This is a genomic window from Streptomyces sp. NPDC002787 (genome assembly GCF_053592095.1).
In genome coordinates this window covers 37,939-55,242 of record NZ_JBSFVC010000008.1, presented here as the reverse complement: position 1 = coordinate 55,242, position 17,304 = coordinate 37,939, and the positions used below count along the sequence as shown (strand labels likewise).

The window sequence follows — 17,304 nt, the reverse complement described above, 5'->3', positions numbered from 1 at the left end:
TTCAGGGGCGACCCACCGCCGTATCCATGTCCAGCCGGATCAGGCACTCAGTGGCTGTCACAGACCACTCAGGCACTCAGTGGCTGTCAGCCGAACCCACCACCGTTGCCGTTCCCGTTGTTCCCGCCGTTCGTCTGCCCCCGGATCCAGCCCTCGGGGATCGAGAAGTCCGGCGTCGGGAAGGTGCCGCCGACGTTGCCGCCGATGATCCCCTCATCGCCGTCACCATTGCCGTTGTCGTCACCATTGCCGTCGTCGTCGTTCCCGCGACCGTCGCCGCCGTCCCCGCGGCCGCGGTCCGGCCGCTCGTCGGGGATGTGGACGAGGGTGAAGTTGGGCGCGGGTTCGCCCTCCAGCGCGCCGGACATCATGTCGCCCCAGATCGGCCCGGGGACCTGGCCGCCGAAGACCTTGTCGTGCCGCTCGCCGCCGATGGTGATGTTGACCATACGGCGCTCGTGCGCGGGGTCGCCGACCCAGACGGCACCGGCCATGTTCGGGGTGTAACCCACGAACCAGGCCGCATAGCGGAAGTCCGTCGTACCGGTCTTGCCGGCGCTGGGGCGGCCGCTGCCGAGACCCGCCTCCCTACCCGTACCGTCCTCCACCACACCCTTGAGCAGGGTGTTGATGGTGTCGGCCGTGTTCTCGGACATCGCACGTGAGCACGTCGACTTCGGGACCTCCAACGACTTCGACTTGTCGCCGACCCGCTGGGTGATGGATTCGATGGCGACCGGCGTGCAGTACATGCCCCGCGCGGCGAAGGTCGCGTAAGCGTTCGCCATCGTCAGCGGGGACATCTCCTGGGTGCCGAGGGCGATCGACGGGGCCTGGTCCATCTTGCGTCCGTCGGCCCGCTCGACGCCCATCTTCTTGGCCATGCTGGTGACCGGGCAGATGCCGATGTCCGCGATCATCTGTACGAAGTAGGTGTTGACCGACAGCGCGGTCGCCTCCTCCATCGGGTACGGGCCGACCTCGGACTCGTTCTCGTTGGTGAGCTTCGCCGGCGAACTGGTGCTGTTCCGCCAGGTCTTGCCGTCACAGGCGGCGATCGGGCTCGGATAGGCCATCTCGTAGGGCGCGGAGTAGATCTTCCCCGGGGACATGCCGTCCTCGATGGCGGCAGCCGCGACGATCGGCTTGAACGTCGAACCGGGTTGGTAGCCCGCGCCACCGCCCATCGACTCGTCGACCGAGAGGTTGATCGACGTCTCGTTCTTCTTGGTGTCGAGACCGTACGGCCTCGACTGACCCATGGCGAGGATCTTGCCCGTGCCGGGCTTGACGATGGTGGCCGCGGTGGCCACTTCGTCCTTCTGGTAGACGTGCCGCTTGATGGAGGCCTGGACCGACTTCTGGGCCTTCGGGTCCATCGTCGTCCGGATCGTCAGACCGCCCTGGTTCCAGGTCTTGGCCCGATCCTCCTTGGTCTTGCCGAAGACCGGGTCGTTCAGGAACACCTCGCGCACGTAGTCGCAGAAGAAGCCCGCGCCCTTGACGGCCGTGATGCAGCCGTTCTTCGGCTTGCTGATGTCCAGGCCGAGCGGCTTCTCCTTGGCCTTGTCGGCCTCCGCCTGCGAGATGTCACCGACATCGGCCATGCGCTGCAGCACGATGTTGCGCCGCTTGGTGGCCTCCTGCGGGTCGTTCACCGGGTCGTACCGGCTGGGCGACTGCACGATGCCGGCGAGGAGCGCGGCCTCCTCGACGTCCAGGTCCTTGGCCGACTTGGAGAAGTAGCGCTGGGCGGCGGCCTCGACGCCGTAGGCCTGCTGGCCGAAGAACGTGATGTTCAGGTAGTTCTCGAGGATCTTCTTCTTGCCGAGTTCCTCCTCGAGCTGGATCGCCTTCTTCAGCTCGTTGATCTTCCGGCCGAGGGTCTGCTGGGTGGCCTGCGCGACCAGCGTCGGGTCGTCACCGGCCTCCTCCACCGCCACGTTCTTCACCAGCTGCTGCGTCAGCGTGGACGCGCCCTGGGTGACGCCGCCGTCCTGCGCGTTCCGGTTGAGCGCGCGCAGGACACCCTTCAGGTCGATGGCGCCGTGCTGGTAGAAGCGGGCGTCCTCGATGGCGATGATCGCCTTCTGCATGTACGGCGAGATCTCCTTGAGATCGACCACCGTACGGTCGCGCGAGTAGACAGTGGCGATCTGGTCGCCCTTGCTGTCCAGGATCGTGGTGCGCTGGCTCAGCGGCGGCTGCTTGAGGTTGGCGGGGAGTTCGTCGAACCCCTCGACCGAACCCTTGGCCGCGAGCCCCAGGGCGCCGACCGCGGGCAGCGCGATGCCCGCCATGACGGCACCGGCGAGGACGCTGACACCTAGGAACTTGGCGGCCTGCTGTGTGGGGGACAGACCACCACCCGAGCGCTTGTTTGGCATGAGGGCAGCCTAATCCGTAGTCATGGCCCTGCCGAGGAGCGGGTGTCTCGGGAGGGGCACAAGTGCAGGATCGTGACATCCGTCGCCCGCGCCGGCGCGCTGGCGATGCGCATGAAGAACATGAACGGTTGTCTACGTTCTCATTTTCCAGACACGCGTACAGGCCTTGGCCTAAGCTGCTCTCAACTGTCACAGCCGTAGGCCCTTGTATCAAGTACGTCCGTCGAGCCCGAATCGTTCTGACGTTCTTCCGATTTTTTTCCGGTGCCGTGTCCGAATCCACCTCGTGTGTCATTCGGTGTCCGTTGTGACGCATGTCAACTATCCCGTTCTGCCGGGATAGTCACGTATGTCCTCAGGTCACTCCCGCGGGTGATCTGCCGCTTACGCATAGTCCGTTCGGGCCATTCAAGATTGGGCCCGAAGGGGGTGTTGCGCTGTGCCCACCTTCCGTAACGTCCTCAACTGGCGGCGGTGAATATGCCGCTGCCGCCGTGGGGGAGCCTCGATTCGGGAGAGGACGGCGCCGGTATGGGCTGGGTAACCGACTGGAGTGCGCAGGCTGCCTGCCGCACTACCGATCCGGATGAACTGTTCGTTCAAGGAGCAGCGCAGAACAGGGCCAAGGCGGTGTGCACCGGATGCCCGGTACGCACGGAGTGCCTGGCGGACGCGCTGGACAACCGCGTCGAGTTCGGCGTGTGGGGAGGAATGACGGAGCGCGAGCGCCGCGCACTGCTGCGCAGGCGACCGACCGTCACGTCGTGGCGCAGGCTGCTGGAGACCGCGCGCACGGAATACGAGCGTGGCGCGGGCATTCTGCCGCTCGACGATGACGAGATGTACGAGAACTACGCGGCGGTGAGCTGAGGGCGAGGCCCCACCGGGCCACGCCCGTCGGAGGGCGCCCTTGAGGTGTCGGCGCGTCGGGCAGGTGTGCCGGCTCTTGAGCGCCCCGGGGCGTGGATCGGCCGTTGGGGAACAGCGCGGTTCTCGGTCAGTCGTCAGAGATGGGCAGCTCCGGCCTCGTGGTCGCGAGCCGGTCGCCGATGTCCCGCAGGCCCGCCAGGTCATGGACATCGCCGGGCAGCGCGGCCACTTCGGCCACGGCCACCTCGGGATGAAGCGCGGTGAAGCGGTCACGCGTGCGCTGCTCGCGGGAGAGCAGCCGCATCCGCTCGGCGTGCAGCCTGAGCAGGCCTGCCGTGAGCTGTTCCACGGTCAGGTCCAAAGTGACGGCTTGGTCGGCAACGGCCTGGTTCTGCTGGTCCGGGGCGGGGGAGCCGTCCTGGGGACCGGCCGTTGCGGAAGATCCTGTGCTGGCTGAACTGTCGTACGTGTCGGGAGAGTTACGAACTGCTTTCCCGTCCATCTGATCCACAATGCGGGGCTCGTCAAGATTTTCCGCGGCGGCGAGCGCGCGCTCGGCGGACAGCTGGGCCGCGCCGCTGCCATGGACACGGTTGAGCACCAGACCGGCCAGTGGCATGTCCTCGGCCGCCAGCCGCTCCACGAAGTACGCGGCCTCCCGCAGCGCGTCCCGCTCGGGCGCGGCCACCACGAGGAAGGCCGTGCCGGGCGCCTGGAGCAGCTTGTAGGTCGCGTCCGCGCGCGTACGGAAGCCGCCGAACATGGAGTCCATGGCGGCCACGAACGTCTGTACGTCCTTCAGCAGCTGACCGCCCAGCAGCTTGCCCAGGGCGCCCGTCATCATCGACATGCCGACGTTCAGGAACTTCATGCCGGCCCGCCCGCCGACCTTCGCGGGCGCCAGCAGTACGCGGATCAGCTTGCCGTCCAGAAACGAGCCGAGCCGCTTCGGCGCGTCCAGGAAGTCCAGCGCCGAGCGGGACGGCGGGGTGTCGACGACGATCAGGTCCCACTCGTCCCGGGCCCGCAGCTGGCCCAGCTTCTCCATCGCCATGTACTCCTGCGTGCCCGCGAAGCCCGCCGAAAGCGACTGGTAGAAGGGGTTGTTGAGGATCGCGGAGGCCCGGTCGGGGTCCGCGTGCGCCTCGACGATCTCGTCGAAGGTGCGCTTCATGTCGAGCATCATGGCGTGCAGTTCGCCGTCCCCGTCGATGCCCTTCACCCGGCGCGGGGTGTTGTCCAGCGAGTCGATGCCCATGGACTGGGCGAGCCGCTTGGCCGGATCGATGGTGAGCACGACCACCTTGCGGCCGCGCTCGGCCGCACGCAGCCCGAGGGCCGCCGCCGTGGTCGTCTTGCCGACGCCGCCGGCGCCGCAGCACACCACGATGCGGGTCTCGGGGTCGTCGATCAGGGGGTCGAGCGCGAGGAGCCGGGTCGGGCTGATCGCGCGGTGTCCGTCGGGCGTGTGGGACGGGTCGTGGGCGTGGGCCGAGTCGTGCGTGGCGGCCGGGTCCGGAGTCATGAGATCCCTTGCTGACGCAGTTCCGTGGCCAGTTCGTACAGGCCCGCCAGGTCCATTCCCTCGGCGAGCAGCGGCAGTTCGTGAAGGGGAAGGTCCAGCTCGCCCAGTACGCCCCGCTGTTCGTGCTCCAGGGTGTACCGCTCGGCGTACTCCTCGGCCTGCGCGAGCAGCGGATCCACCAGCCGCTCGGCGTTGCCGCCGCGCCGCGCGCCGCCGAGGCCCGCCGTGGACAGGGACTTGGCGACGGCCGTACGCGGCACCGCGCGCGCGAACTCCAGCTCGTCGGCGTCCAGCACCTCGGGCCGGACCATGTTGACGATGATCCGCCCCACCGGCAGCTTCGCGGCCCGCAGCTCGGCGATGCCGTCCGCCGTCTCCTGGACGGGCATCTCCTCCAGGAGCGTCACCAGATGCACGGCCGTCTCGGGGGACTTCAGGACCCGCATGACGGCTTGGGCCTGATTGTGTATCGGGCCGATCTTCGCCAGTCCCGCCACCTCGTCGTTGACGTTCAGGAAGCGGGTGATGCGGCCGGTGGGCGGCGCGTCCATCACCACGTAGTCGTACGCGTACCGCCCGCTCTTCTCCTTGCGGCGCACCGCCTCGCACGCCTTGCCGGTCAGCAGTACGTCCCTGAGGCCGGGCGCGATGGTGGTGGCGAAGTCGATGGCGCCGAGCTTCTTCAGGGCCCGGCCCGCCCCGCCGAGCTTGTAGAACATCTGGAGGTAGTCCAACAGAGCCAGTTCGGGGTCGATGGCCAGCGCGTACACCTCCCCGCCCCCGGGAGCCACCGCGATCTTCCGCTCTTCGTACGGCAGTGCCTCCGCCTCGAAGAGTTGCGCGATGCCCTGTCTGCCCTCGACCTCGACCAGGAGGGTGCGCTTCCCCTCGGTCGCGAGGGCGAGCGCGAGTGCGGCGGCGACCGTGGTCTTTCCGGTCCCGCCCTTGCCGCTGACGACCTGGAGCCTGCTCACGTATTCGAGACTAACCAGTCCGCGCGCGGCATACGCGGGAGGCTGTGGACAACCTGTCCTTTCCCGGCCTGTGGACAACCGCCTGTCCCGGCCGTCTGCGCGGCGCGGACTGCGGATAAAGTCGGCCACATGACCAAGTGGGAATACGCAACCGTGCCGCTGCTCGTCCACGCCACGAAGCAGATTCTGGACACCTGGGGCGAGGACGGCTGGGAGCTCGTCCAGGTCGTGCCCGGGCCGAACAACCCCGAGCAGTTGGTGGCCTACCTGAAGCGGCCCAAGCCGTGAGCGCCGTCGAGGCCAAGCTCGCCGAGCTCGGGCTGAGCCTGCCCGAGGTGGTCCCGCCGCTCGCCGCGTACCAGCCGGCCGTACGGTCCGGCGTCTACGTGTACACGGCCGGGCAGCTCCCCATGGTGGACGGCAAGCTGCCCGTCACCGGCAAGGTCGGCGCCGAGGTCACCCCCGAGGAGGCCAAGGAACTCGCCCGTACCTGCGCGCTGAACGCCCTCGCCGCCGTCAAGTCCGTGGCGGGCGACCTGGACCGGGTCGCGCGCGTGGTGAAGGTCGTCGGCTTCGTGGCCTCGGCGTCCGACTTCACGGGCCAGCCCGCCGTGCTGAACGGCGCGAGCGAACTCCTGGGCGCCGTCTTCGGCGACAAGGGCGTCCACGCGCGCAGCGCGGTCGGCGTGGCGGTACTGCCGCTGGACGCGCCGGTCGAGGTGGAGATCCAGGTGGAGCTGTCGGCCGCGTAGCCACGCGGTCGCGGTGCGAAGATCGCGGGGGCTCACTCGAACATCCGGCCGTCACGGGTTAGCCTCCGCCCATGGCAAACGGGCAGTGGTACCCACCCGAGTGGCCGGACCGCATTCGCGCCCTCACGGCCGGCACGCTGACACCGGTGACCCCCAGGCGGGCCGCCACCGTCATGCTGCTCAAGGACACGGCCGACACCCCGGTCGTGCACATGCTGCGCAGACGCGCCTCCATGGCCTTCGCCGGAGGCGCGTACGCCTATCCGGGCGGCGGCGTGGACCCGCGCGACGACGATCACCAGATCCGCTGGGCGGGCCCCACGCGCGCGTGGTGGGCGTCCAGGCTCGGCGTCGACGAGACCGACGCCCAGGCGATCGTCTGCGCGGCAGTCCGGGAGACGTACGAGGAGGCGGGCGTCCTGCTCGCCGGGCCCAGCCCCGACACCGTGGTCGGCGACACCACCGGCGACGACTGGGAGGCGGACCGCGCCGCGGTGGCCGCCCGGGACCTGTCGTTCGCGGAGTTCCTGGAGCGCAGGGGACTGGTCCTGCGGTCCGACCTGCTGGGCGCCTGGGCCCGCTGGATCACCCCGGAGTTCGAGACCCGCCGCTACGACACCTGGTTCTTCGTGGCCGCCCTCCCCGAGGGCCAGCGCACGCGCAACGCCTCCACGGAGGCCGATCGCACGGTGTGGATCCGCCCCCGGGACGCGGCGGAGGGCTACGACAAGGGCGAACTGCTGATGATGCCGCCCACCATCGCGACCCTGCGCCGGCTCGCCGAGTACGACACGGCTGCCGAGGCGCTGGCCGCCGCCCCCGCGCGCGACCTGACCCCCGTCCTCGCCGAGGCCCGCCTGGAGAACGACGACGTGGTCCTCTCCTGGCCCGGCCACGACGAGTTCACCAAGCGCATATCGGCCGGCGGTGACCCCTCATGACGGCCACGACAGCCCTCCCGGACCGGCCGAGAGCCGGGCTCGCGGCCCCTCACGTGCCGCTCGCACCGCTTCGCGGGCTCCGGGACACCGCGCGGGCCGCCGGCCGACGTCGCGGGCTCCGGGACACCGCGCGGGCCGCCGGCCGACTTCGCGGGCTCCCGGACACCGTGCGGACCTCCGAACGACGACGTGACGCCCCGCCCATCCCGCTGGAAGGCACCCCCGCATGACCGACGCAGCAGCTCTCCCCGGCCAGCCCAGGGGCGGCGTCCTGTCGGGTCCCGCCACCACGCGCGCGGTCAACGTCCTCGCGCCGAACGCGTCCGTGATGACGCTGGACGGGACCAACACCTGGATCGTGTCCGAGCCGGACTCCGAGCTGGCGGTCGTGATCGATCCCGGCCCGCTGGACGACGCCCATCTGCGCAATGTCGTCGGCACGGCGGAGAAGGCCGGCAAGCGGGTCGCGCTGACCCTGCTCACGCACGGCCACCCGGACCACGCGGAGGGCGCCGCCCGCTTCGCCGAGCTGACCAGGACGAACGTACGCGCCCTCGACCCGGCGCTGCGGCTCGGAGACGAAGGACTCGGCGGGGGTGACGTCGTCTCGGTCGGTGGCCTGGAACTCCGCGTGGTCCCCACCCCCGGCCACACCGCCGACTCGCTGTGCTTCCACCTCCCGGCCGACCGGGCGGTCCTGACGGGCGACACCGTCCTCGGGCGCGGTACGACGGTCGTGGCGCACCCCGACGGCCGTCTCGGCGACTACCTCGACTCCCTCCGGCGCCTCAGGTCCCTCACGGTCGACGACGGCGTCCACACCGTCCTGCCGGGCCACGGCCCCGTCCTCGACGACGCCCAGGGCGCCGTCGAGTTCTACCTCGCCCACCGCGCCCACCGGCTCGCCCAGGTCGAGACGGCCGTCGAGAACGGCTACCGCACCCCCGGCGAGGTCGTCGCCCACGTCTACGCCGACGTCGACCCCTCCCTGTGGCCGGCTGCGGAACTTTCGGTACGCGCGCAGCTGGAGTACCTGACCGAACACGGCCTGATCTGACCCTCAGTGGCCTCCTCACGGGCCACGACCGCCTGACCGGCATCAGCGGAGCTGCAAGGTCTCCTGAGCCTCAGCAGCCCCTCTCAGGGGCGTCCAGGGATGATGCCCGGACGGCCTCCGTGTGCCTCCCTCACTTTTGCCCTCCGGGTCGTGGCGTTTTGACGCCGTGCACGCGCGCGTATTCCTCGGCCAGCCAGGGCCCGAGGTCGTCCACGTAGGACCGCAGGACGGCGTCGTGGGTGCCCGGCCCGGCATCCGGCTCGTACCCGGCCACGGCCGCAGCCTGCATCTGGGCGGCGCGCTCGGGGTAGTACTCGCCGAACGCCTCCGCCATCTCGTGCAGATCGCTGGTCCAGCCGTTCCAGCGCGGCATGACGAGGGTGAAGCCGGTACGGACGAGCCGCCGAGAGCAACCGCGGACGAGCGCCCGCCGGGCGTCGGCGGTGGAGGCGTCCGCGATCCGCTCGCGCCAGCGGGGCAGGAGCAGCGCGAGGTCGCCGTTGGTCTCGCGGGCGAGGAGGGAGTCCGGCCGGTAACGGGGCAGGTCCTCCGCCAGGTCCTCGCCCAGCAGCGGAGTGCACAGACAGGCCACGAACCAGCCCAGGTCGTACCGCTCGAGGTCACTGAGCACCTGGGCCCGGCTGACGAGCAGCGTCCCGGACCCGTCGATCTGCGGGAACTCCTTGTCCAGCGCCTCGTCCAGCACCCGGGCCTCCGCCCGGTCCGCCTCCGTCGGCTCCTCGCGCAACACCAGCAGCAGGTCGAGATCACTGCGCCCCGGCCGAGCGGTCCCCCGGGGGATCGACCCGTAGAGGTACGCACTGTGCAACCGCGCTCCGAACACGTCCAGCACCCGATCCCGAGCCACCGCCACGACCGGCCGAAACCCTGCGGGGATCCGCCCGAGCGAGCCCTCCCGCTCGATGTACCCACGACTGTCCAGCCCTCTAGGACGCCCTGTTCCAGCCATACGACCACTGTGCCTCGGGGGACGCGCGCGGGCAGGCCGATTGTCTGGCGGGGGCTGGGCAGGCGGAGTCCGCAAGCTCGGCGGGGGTCCAGGGGGCGCAGCGCCCCTGGGGGATGGGAACGGTTAGGGCGGCGGCGAAACGACGAGGCCGCCCCAGGCGTACGGAACAGCCGCACGCAACGGCTCAAGCTGCCCCCGTACGACCCGGACCGGCCTACGACCCGGACCGGCCTACGACGCGAACGTCAGCGCGACCGCTTGGCCAGCCGCTCCACGTCCAGCAGGATCACCGCGCGGGCCTCCAGCCGCAGCCACCCGCGCTGCGCGAAGTCCGCCAGCGCCTTGTTCACGGTCTCCCGGGACGCACCGACCAGCTGCGCCAGCTCCTCCTGCGTGAGGTCGTGCACCACATGGATGCCCTCCTCCGACTGCACACCGAACCGCCGCGAGAGGTCCAGCAGCGCACGAGCGACCCGCCCGGGCACGTCCGAGAACACGAGGTCGGACATCTGGTCGTTGGTCTTGCGCAGCCGCCGCGCGACGGCCCGCAGCAGCGCCGCGGCCACCTCGGGCCGCGCGTTCAGCCACGGCTGGAGGTCGCCGTGGCCGAGTCCGAGCAGCTTCACCTCGGTCAACGCGGTGGCCGTGGCCGTCCGCGGACCCGGGTCGAACAGCGACAGCTCGCCGATCAGCTCACCGGGACCCAGCACGGCCAGCATGTTCTCGCGGCCGTCGGGCGACGCACGGTGCAGCTTGACCTTGCCTTCGGTGACCACATAGAGGCGGTCGCCGGGATCGCCCTCGTGGAAGAGAGCGTCACCGCGCGCGAGGGTCACCTCACTCATGGAGGCGCGGAGCTCCGCGGCCTGCTCGTCATCGAGCGCCGCGAAGAGCGGGGCGCGCCGCAGAACGTCGTCCACGAGTTCTCTCCTTGTCGACCTGCTCAGGGGATCTTGCTCCCCGTACTACCAGGGGACCGTGTTCCCCATCTTGCCGGACGGTCCAAACAGTGTGATCTGTCACAAGGATGCCGCACACATGTCCTGGGGTAAGCGTCAGGGGTCCAATTGGGGGCCGATCTTCTGGGCCCGGGGCGGATGTCGGTGCCGGGCTTTAGGCTGGCCGGGTGTCCAAAACGCCGGTGAGAGCACAGGCCAAGGGGGCTGGGCGGGTGGTTGCACGGCGCGATTCCGCTGTTGGCGAACAGGGCCGCACGGAAGTGAATAAAACGGCAAAGGCGACGAAGGTGTCCGATCCATCACCGGCGGAGAACCCCGCCCAGAAGACCACCACGGCCCCGGCGAAGAAGGCCGCTCGGCCGAACGAGGCCGCTCCGCCGAACGAGGCCGCCCCGGCGACAAAGGCCGCCGCCACAGCCCGGAAGACGGCGGCGGTGAAGAAGGCGGCAGTGAAGAAAACGGCGGCGAAGGAAACCGCGGCGGGCAAGACGCCGACGAAGGAAGCCGCGACGAACAAGGCGAACAAGACGCCGGCCAAGAAGGTGCCGAAGCCCGAGTCCCAGACCGCCCTCGTCCGCCGTGCCCGTCGCATCAACCGCGAGCTCGCCGAGGTGTACCCGTACGCGCACCCGGAGCTGGACTTCGAGAACTCCTTCCAGCTGATCGTCGCGACGGTGCTGTCCGCCCAGACGACCGACCTGCGGGTCAACCAGACGACCCCCGCGCTCTTCGCGAGGTACCCGACCCCGGAGGACCTGGCCGCGGCCGACCCGGAGGCGGTCGAGGAGATCCTGCGCCCGTGCGGGTTCTTCCGGGCGAAGACGAAGTCGGTGATAGGCCTGTCGAAGGCCCTGGTGGAGAACCACAAGGGCGAGGTCCCCGGCCGGCTCGAAGATCTCGTCAAACTGCCCGGTGTCGGCCGCAAGACCGCCTTCGTCGTGCTGGGCAACGCCTTCGGCCGGCCCGGCATCACCGTGGACACGCATTTCCAGCGGCTCGTACGACGCTGGCGATGGACCGAGGAGACCGAGCCGGACAAGATCGAGGCGGCCATCGGCGCGCTCTTCCCGAAGAGCGAGTGGACGATGCTGTCGCACCACGTGATCTTCCACGGCCGCCGGATCTGCCACGCACGCAAACCGGCCTGCGGCGCCTGCCCCATCGCCCCCCTCTGCCCGGCGTTCGGCGAGGGCGAGACGGACCCGGAGAAGGCCAGGAAGCTCCTGAAGTACGAGAAGGGCGGCTTCCCCGGCCAGCGCCTCAAGCCCCCGCAGTCGTACCTGGACGCGGGCGGCATCCCGGCCCCGCCGCTGGGAGCCGCCGGATGACGGACCGCACGAAGCGACCCGACCCGGACATCCCGTCCGGATCCCTCACCCACCACTCATGCCACTCATGCGTCACCCACCACCCACAAGAGGGACGCGAGGCCCGAGTGGAACGATCGGCGGGCCTGCGGGCGTTGGGACCGGAAGAACGACGGGGGTGGCTATGACACGCGCGAGCCGGACGGACAGCGGCACGGACACGGACGACGGGCAGCACTGGCGGAGCGGACGCCTCGACCTGGACAAGACGGGACTGCCCGCCTGGCTGGGCCCGGTGGTCCGCGTCGCCGAGACGGTCGAGCCGCTGCAGCTGAGCCGTTTCCTGCCGCCGGAGAACGGCTCGGGGCGGCAGTCGGCGGTCCTGATCCTGTTCGGGGAGGGCCCGCGCGGGCCCGAGCTGCTGCTCATGGAGCGCGCCGGCTCGCTCAGATCGCACGCGGGCCAGCCGTCCTTCCCCGGCGGCGCCCTGGACCCCGAGGACGGCGACCCGCAGACCGACGGCCCGCTGCGGGCCGCCCTGCGCGAGGCCGAGGAGGAGACCGGCCTCGACCCCGCCGGCGTCCAGCTCTTCGGCGTGCTGCCCAAGCTGTACATCCCCGTCAGCAGCTTCGTCGTGACCCCCGTGCTGGGCTGGTGGCGCGAGCCGACACCGGTCCGGGTCGTCGATCCGAACGAGACGGCCCGCGTCTTCACCGTCCCCGTGGCGGATCTCACGGATCCGGCGAACAGAGCCACCGCCCTTCACCCCCGTGGCCACGCGGGTCCGGCATTTCTGGTCGAATCGGCCCTCGTGTGGGGTTTCACCGCCGGAGTGATCGACCGTCTGCTGCATTACGCGGGCTGGGAGCGCCCCTGGGACCGTGAGAAGCAGGTCCCGCTCGACTGGCGCTCATGACAGGGTGTCTGCCGTGCTGCGTCTTTTGGGGCTTGTGGTGTTTCCCTGTCGCCGCGCGGCGGACCGGACCCCCGGCCGGCCTGTAGTGATCGCGAAGTGACGAGGCGAGGCTTGAAGCGGTGAACGTGCTGGACATCCTGTTGCTGGTCGCCGCTGTCTGGTTCGCGATCGTGGGTTACCGACAGGGCTTCGTCGTCGGCATCCTGTCGGTGATCGGCTTTCTCGGTGGCGGTCTTGTCGCGGTCTACGCCCTGCCCGTCATCTGGGACTGGATGACCGACAACTCGGAGGTCAGCACGGCCGCCGCCGTCGTCGCGGTCGTCATCGTGATCGTCTGCGCCTCCGTCGGCCAGGCTTTGACCACCCACCTCGGCAACAAGGTGCGCCGGTACATCACCTGGTCCCCGGCCCGCGCCCTGGACGCCACGGGCGGTGCCCTCGTCAACGTCGTGGCGATGCTCCTGGTCGCCTGGCTGATCGGTTCCGCACTCGCGGGCACGACACTGCCGACGCTCGGCAAGGAGGTCCGCAACTCCAAGGTGCTGCAGGGCGTGGCCGGTGCCCTGCCCAACCAGGCCACCACCTGGTTCGCGGACTTCTCCTCGGTCCTCACGCAGAACGGTTTCCCGCAGGTCTTCAGCCCGTTCTCGAACGAGCCGATCACCGACGTCGAGCCCCCCGACCCCGCGCTCGCGACCAGTCCCGTCGCTCAGCGCGCCAAGGCGTCCATCGTCAAGGTCATGGGCACCGCCCAGAGTTGCGGCAAGGTCCTCGAAGGCACCGGCTTCGTCTTCGGCGAGCGCCGCGTCATGACCAACGCGCACGTGGTCGGCGGAGTCGACGAACCCACCGTCCAGATCGGCGGCGAGGGCCGCAAGTACGACGCCAAGGTCGTCCTCTACGACTGGGAGCGTGACATCGCCGTACTGGACGTGCCCGGTCTGAAGGCGCCCGTGCTGAAGTTCACCACCGAGGACGCCGTCAGCAGCGACGACGCGATCGTCGCGGGCTTCCCCGAGAACGGCGCGTACGACATCCGCCCCGCGCGCGTGCGCGGCCGCATCACCGCCAACGGCGCCGACATCTACAAGCGCGGCACCGTCCACCGCGACGTCTACTCGCTCTACGCGACCGTCCGCCAGGGCAACTCCGGCGGCCCGCTGCTCACGCCCGAGGGCGAGGTGTACGGCGTGGTCTTCGCGAAGTCCCTCGACGACCCGGCGACGGGTTACGCGCTCACCGCGGACGAGATCAAGGAGGACATCGCCAAGGGCCGTACGGCCAACCAGCAGGTGGACAGCGACAGCTGCGCACTCTGAGGCCGGGCGGGGCCGACGTGATGAGGCCCGGTGAAGGTCGCCCCGTAAGGGTCAGGGGCGGGGGTGGCGCAGCCGAGCCGAGACCCAGCGGGCCCGGCGGCGCAGGATGCGCGGAATGCCCAGCCGGGGATCCGTGCCCGGCAGTTGCGGGGCGCCCCTCTGGTGGGAGCTCAGGCCCGCGGCCGAGCGGCGATTGCGTGCTGCGTCACTGTAGTCGTGCGTCCAGCCCATACCCCGACGTGTGCCCCCGCCCCAAGGTCGATAACCGCCCCCACGCCCCCCAATTGGCCTATGCGCCGGGCAAGTGGCTGTCCGGGCAACGGTGTTCTCGTCCCGGTTCGTGCCTACCGGTCGGGCTCCGGGTCCTTCAGCCAGTTGATGAGCTCGGAGGAGAACGCCACCGGGTCCTCCTCGTGCGGAAAGTGCCCCAGGCCGTCGAACAGCCGCCACCGGTACGGCGCTTCGACGTACTCCCCGGAGCCGGCCGCGCTGCGCGTCCGCATCACCGGGTCGAGCGACCCGTGCAGATGAAGCGTGGGCACGCGCACCGGGCGCTTCATCCGGCGGTTGAACTGGATGCCGTCCGGGCGGGCCAGGGACCGCACCATCCACCGGTACGGCTCGATCGAGCAGTGTGCCGTCGACGGGATGCACATCGCCCGCTGGTAGGCCTCCACGGCCTCGTCGTCGGGCAGGCGCGGCCCCGACCAGTCCCGGATCAGCCGGCCGACCAGCGCGCCGTCGTCGGCGGTGAGTTGCCGCTCGGGGATCCAGGGCCGCTGGAAGCCCCAGATGTAGGAGCCCGCCGAGGTCTGCTTGACGTCCGAGAGCATCGCCGAGCGCCAGCGTCGCGGATGCGGCATCGAGGCCACCGCGAGCCGCCGTACGAGCTTGGGGCGCATCACGGCCGCCGTCCACGCCAGATAGCCGCCGAGGTCGTGGCCGACCAGCGCGGCGTCGGGCTCGCCGAGGGACCGTACGACTCCGGTGATGTCGAGCGCGAGGTTCGCGGGGTCGTAACCCCGGGGCGTACGGTCGCTGCCGCCGACCCCGCGCAGGTCCATGGCCACGGCCCGGAAACCCGCGTCGGCGAGGGCGACCAGCTGGTGCCGCCAGGTCCACCAGAACTGCGGGAAGCCGTGCAGCAGCAGTACCAGCGGCCCGTCGCCGACCTCGGCGATGTGGAAGCGCGCGCCGTTGGCGGCCACGTCCCGGTGGATCAGCTCCTTCGCGCCGGGTACGTCGAGCCGTACGGGAGACGCGGGCTGGTTCGAGGGGGCGGCCGGGGTGGCAGCGGGGTCGGTCATGAGGTTGAGCGTGCCACAGCCTCGACGGCGTCGTCGGCCGGGGCGGGCCGACGAGGGTGGGGCCTCGCGTTCTGCAGCACGCCGGCCGTCTGCTTCACGGAGGCGGCGACCTTCTGCGGGCCCTGCCCCTTCTTGGCCTTCTTCGAGAAGACGACGCCGATGAGCGCCAGCACGACCGCGACCACCACGTTCGCCGCGAACGACAGCAGGAAGCAGATCGCCAGGTTCCAGTCGCTCCAGGTGCGGATGCCGTACGCCAGGGCGAAGCTCAGCATCGGCAGCGAGAAGATCAGCACCGCGCCGGCCGCCGTGAACGCGCCACCGCCGACCATGCCTCGCTTGACGTCCTGCCGGAGCTGGGCCTTGGCCAGCGCGATCTCGTCGTGCACGAGCGCGGACATCTCGGCCGTCGCCGAGGCGAACAACTGGCCGACACTGCGTTCGGCTCCGACCGGGCTGCCGTCGGGTGCGCTCATCGGGGTCTCCCTCATATGCGTTTGTACGGTCCTGTCAGATCATGCCGGACCGTCGTCGCCGTCGCCTGCCCCGCCCGCCACTTCGGCAAGCCTGCGATGTTCGGCGGCCTTGCGTTCGTGGATCTCGGCCATCCGCAGGTGGTACGCCGGGTCGTCCTGTTCGTAGATGTCGGGGACGCCGTCGAGGTCGTCGTCGCGCTCCTCGGCGGCCCACAGGGCCTGGTACTTGGCGTTGCGCAGCTTCAACAGGACGGTCGCCAAGGCCGCCGCGACGAGGGAACCGGCGAGGACCGCGGCCTTGACGCCGTCGGTGAGCACCCGGTCGTCCTCGAAGGCCAGTTCGCCGATGAGCAGCGACACGGTGAAGCCGATCCCGGCGAGGGAGGAGACCGCGAAGACGTCCGGCCAGGAGAGGTCCTCGGAGAGGGAGGCCCGGGTGAAGCGGGCGGTCAGCCAGGTTCCGATGAAGATGCCCACCGTCTTGCCCACGACCAGGCCGAGCACGACCCCGAGCGTCTCCGGCTGTGTGAACACCTTCCCCAGCGCGCTGCCCGACACCGTGACCCCCGCGCTGAACAGGGCGAACAGCGGTACCGCCAGGCCTGCGGACAGGGGGCGCACGAGGTGCTCGATGTGCTCGCCGGGGGAGCGCTCCTCTCCTTCGCGCCGGGTGCAGCGCAGCATCAGCCCCATCGCCACACCGGCGATGGTGGCGTGGACGCCGCTGTTGTACATCAGCCCCCAGACGACGAGGGCGAGCGGAACGTACACGTACCACCCGCGCACGCCCTTCCTCAGCAGCACCCAGAAGACGGCGAGACCGGCGAAGGCGCCGCCGAGCGCGGCGAAGTCGAGGCTGTCGGTGAAGAACACCGCGATGATCAGGATCGCGCACAGGTCGTCGACGACGGCGAGGGTGAGCAGGAAGGCCCGCAGCGCGTTGGGCAGGGAGGTGCCGATGACGGCGAGCACGGCCAGCGCGAAGGCGATGTCGGTCGCCGTGGGCACCGCCCAGCCGGCCAGGGAGCCGCCGCCGGCGAGATTGGTGAGCGTGTACACGAGCGCCGGTACGGCCATGCCGCACAGCGCGGCGACCACGGGCAGCGCGGCCGTCCTGGGGTCCTTGAGGTCACCGGCCACCAGCTCGCGCTTGAGTTCGATGCCGGCGACGAAGAAGAAGACGGCGAGGAGACCGTCGGCCGCCCAGTGCGCCACGGACAGGTTGAGGCCGAGGGCTTCGGGGCCGAAGTGGAAGTGGCTGACGCTCTCGTAGCTGTCGTGCAGGGCGGGCACGTTGACCCAGACCAGTGCGGTGACGGCGGCCAGGAGCAGGAGCACACCGCCGACGGTCTCGGTGCGCAGCGCGTCCGCGACGAAGGTCCGCTCGGTCAGGGAGAGCCGGCCGAGAACCTTGCGGGTGGGGGTCGTGCGGGGCGCGGCCACGGTGGGGACCTCCGGTTGGTGGGCAGCACGGAACGCTTGCCGACCAGACTTCCCGGCACACCTAGACCTTCAGTCTACAAATCACATGCGACAGGGCACCC

Annotated in this window: 17 protein-coding genes; 8 read left to right on the top strand and 9 right to left on the bottom strand. The window is 70.2% G+C overall.

What is annotated here, in order from left to right:
- Positions 1–86 precede the first annotated feature (86 nt).
- Positions 87–2,387, bottom strand: a complete 2,301-nt coding sequence (locus ACWD26_RS12985) for a transglycosylase domain-containing protein (protein WP_451269215.1) — start codon at positions 2,385–2,387, stop codon at positions 87–89.
- Positions 2,388–2,918: 531 nt separating this feature from the next.
- Between ACWD26_RS12985 and wblA the strand changes: the two genes are divergently transcribed.
- Positions 2,919–3,257: a transcriptional regulator WblA gene (gene wblA / locus ACWD26_RS12980; protein ID WP_033524587.1), complete on the top strand. Its 339-nt coding sequence runs from the start codon at positions 2,919–2,921 to the stop codon at positions 3,255–3,257.
- 127 nt (positions 3,258–3,384) lie between these two features.
- On the opposite strand, the gene ACWD26_RS12975 is transcribed toward wblA, so the two are convergent.
- Both ACWD26_RS12975 and ACWD26_RS12970 read right to left on the bottom strand, forming a co-directional pair.
- A complete protein-coding gene (locus ACWD26_RS12975; RefSeq protein ID WP_451269213.1) occupies positions 3,385–4,782 on the bottom strand; it encodes an ArsA family ATPase in 1,398 nt (465 codons plus the stop codon).
- Positions 4,779–5,756 (bottom strand): ArsA family ATPase, encoded by a 978-nt coding sequence (locus ACWD26_RS12970; RefSeq protein WP_451269211.1) that lies wholly within the window; start codon positions 5,754–5,756, stop codon positions 4,779–4,781. The genes ACWD26_RS12975 and ACWD26_RS12970 overlap by 4 nt, the downstream gene beginning before the upstream one ends.
- 129 nt (positions 5,757–5,885) lie before the next feature.
- On the opposite strand from ACWD26_RS12970, the gene ACWD26_RS12965 reads away from it, so the two are divergent.
- The 4 genes from ACWD26_RS12965 to ACWD26_RS12950 all read left to right on the top strand — a co-directional run bounded on the left by ACWD26_RS12965 (position 5,886) and on the right by ACWD26_RS12950 (position 8,506).
- Positions 5,886–6,044: a DUF4177 domain-containing protein gene (locus ACWD26_RS12965; protein ID WP_086785308.1), complete on the top strand. Its 159-nt coding sequence runs from the start codon at positions 5,886–5,888 to the stop codon at positions 6,042–6,044.
- Positions 6,041–6,508 carry a RidA family protein gene (locus ACWD26_RS12960; RefSeq protein ID WP_451269209.1) on the top strand — a complete coding sequence of 156 codons (468 nt, stop codon included), beginning with the start codon at positions 6,041–6,043 and terminating at the stop codon, positions 6,506–6,508. The genes ACWD26_RS12965 and ACWD26_RS12960 overlap by 4 nt, the downstream gene beginning before the upstream one ends.
- A 71-nt stretch (positions 6,509–6,579) precedes the next feature.
- Positions 6,580–7,449, top strand: a complete 870-nt coding sequence (locus ACWD26_RS12955; protein ID WP_451269207.1) for an NUDIX hydrolase — start codon at positions 6,580–6,582, stop codon at positions 7,447–7,449.
- A 226-nt stretch (positions 7,450–7,675) separates the two neighbouring features.
- Positions 7,676–8,506: an MBL fold metallo-hydrolase gene (locus ACWD26_RS12950; RefSeq protein ID WP_451269205.1), complete on the top strand. Its 831-nt coding sequence runs from the start codon at positions 7,676–7,678 to the stop codon at positions 8,504–8,506.
- A 130-nt stretch (positions 8,507–8,636) separates the two neighbouring features.
- Here the strand turns inward: ACWD26_RS12950 and ACWD26_RS12945 are convergent, their stop codons facing one another.
- On the bottom strand, positions 8,637–9,476 hold the full coding sequence (locus tag ACWD26_RS12945; protein WP_451269203.1) for a nucleotidyltransferase domain-containing protein: 840 nt from the start codon (positions 9,474–9,476) through the stop codon (positions 8,637–8,639).
- Between the two features lie 245 nt (positions 9,477–9,721).
- The gene (locus tag ACWD26_RS12940; RefSeq protein ID WP_005476003.1) at positions 9,722–10,396 is read right to left on the bottom strand and encodes a Crp/Fnr family transcriptional regulator; all 675 of its coding nucleotides are present in this window, start codon (positions 10,394–10,396) and stop codon (positions 9,722–9,724) included.
- A 326-nt stretch (positions 10,397–10,722) separates the two neighbouring features.
- On the opposite strand from ACWD26_RS12940, the gene nth reads away from it, so the two are divergent.
- From nth to ACWD26_RS12925, 3 genes are all read left to right on the top strand, one after another.
- The gene (nth, locus tag ACWD26_RS12935; protein WP_451269201.1) at positions 10,723–11,763 is read left to right on the top strand and encodes an endonuclease III; all 1,041 of its coding nucleotides are present in this window, start codon (positions 10,723–10,725) and stop codon (positions 11,761–11,763) included.
- A 163-nt stretch (positions 11,764–11,926) separates the two neighbouring features.
- Positions 11,927–12,658: an NUDIX hydrolase gene (locus tag ACWD26_RS12930; protein WP_451269199.1), complete on the top strand. Its 732-nt coding sequence runs from the start codon at positions 11,927–11,929 to the stop codon at positions 12,656–12,658.
- A gap of 119 nt (positions 12,659–12,777) precedes the next feature.
- Positions 12,778–13,977, top strand: coding sequence for a MarP family serine protease (locus ACWD26_RS12925; protein ID WP_451269197.1), 1,200 nt, complete (start codon positions 12,778–12,780; stop codon positions 13,975–13,977).
- Positions 13,978–14,028: 51 nt separating this feature from the next.
- On the opposite strand, the gene ACWD26_RS12920 is transcribed toward ACWD26_RS12925, so the two are convergent.
- The 4 genes from ACWD26_RS12920 to nhaA all read right to left on the bottom strand — a co-directional run bounded on the left by ACWD26_RS12920 (position 14,029) and on the right by nhaA (position 17,203).
- Positions 14,029–14,208 carry a hypothetical protein gene (locus tag ACWD26_RS12920; protein ID WP_257542638.1) on the bottom strand — a complete coding sequence of 60 codons (180 nt, stop codon included), beginning with the start codon at positions 14,206–14,208 and terminating at the stop codon, positions 14,029–14,031.
- A 113-nt stretch (positions 14,209–14,321) separates the two neighbouring features.
- Positions 14,322–15,284, bottom strand: a complete 963-nt coding sequence (locus ACWD26_RS12915) for an alpha/beta fold hydrolase (protein ID WP_451269194.1) — start codon at positions 15,282–15,284, stop codon at positions 14,322–14,324.
- The gene (locus ACWD26_RS12910; protein ID WP_451269192.1) at positions 15,281–15,760 is read right to left on the bottom strand and encodes a phage holin family protein; all 480 of its coding nucleotides are present in this window, start codon (positions 15,758–15,760) and stop codon (positions 15,281–15,283) included. Before ACWD26_RS12910 ends, ACWD26_RS12915 begins: the two co-directional genes overlap by 4 nt.
- Before the next feature lie 39 nt (positions 15,761–15,799).
- Positions 15,800–17,203: a Na+/H+ antiporter NhaA gene (gene nhaA, locus ACWD26_RS12905; protein ID WP_451269190.1), complete on the bottom strand. Its 1,404-nt coding sequence runs from the start codon at positions 17,201–17,203 to the stop codon at positions 15,800–15,802.
- Positions 17,204–17,304: the final 101 nt, after the last annotated feature.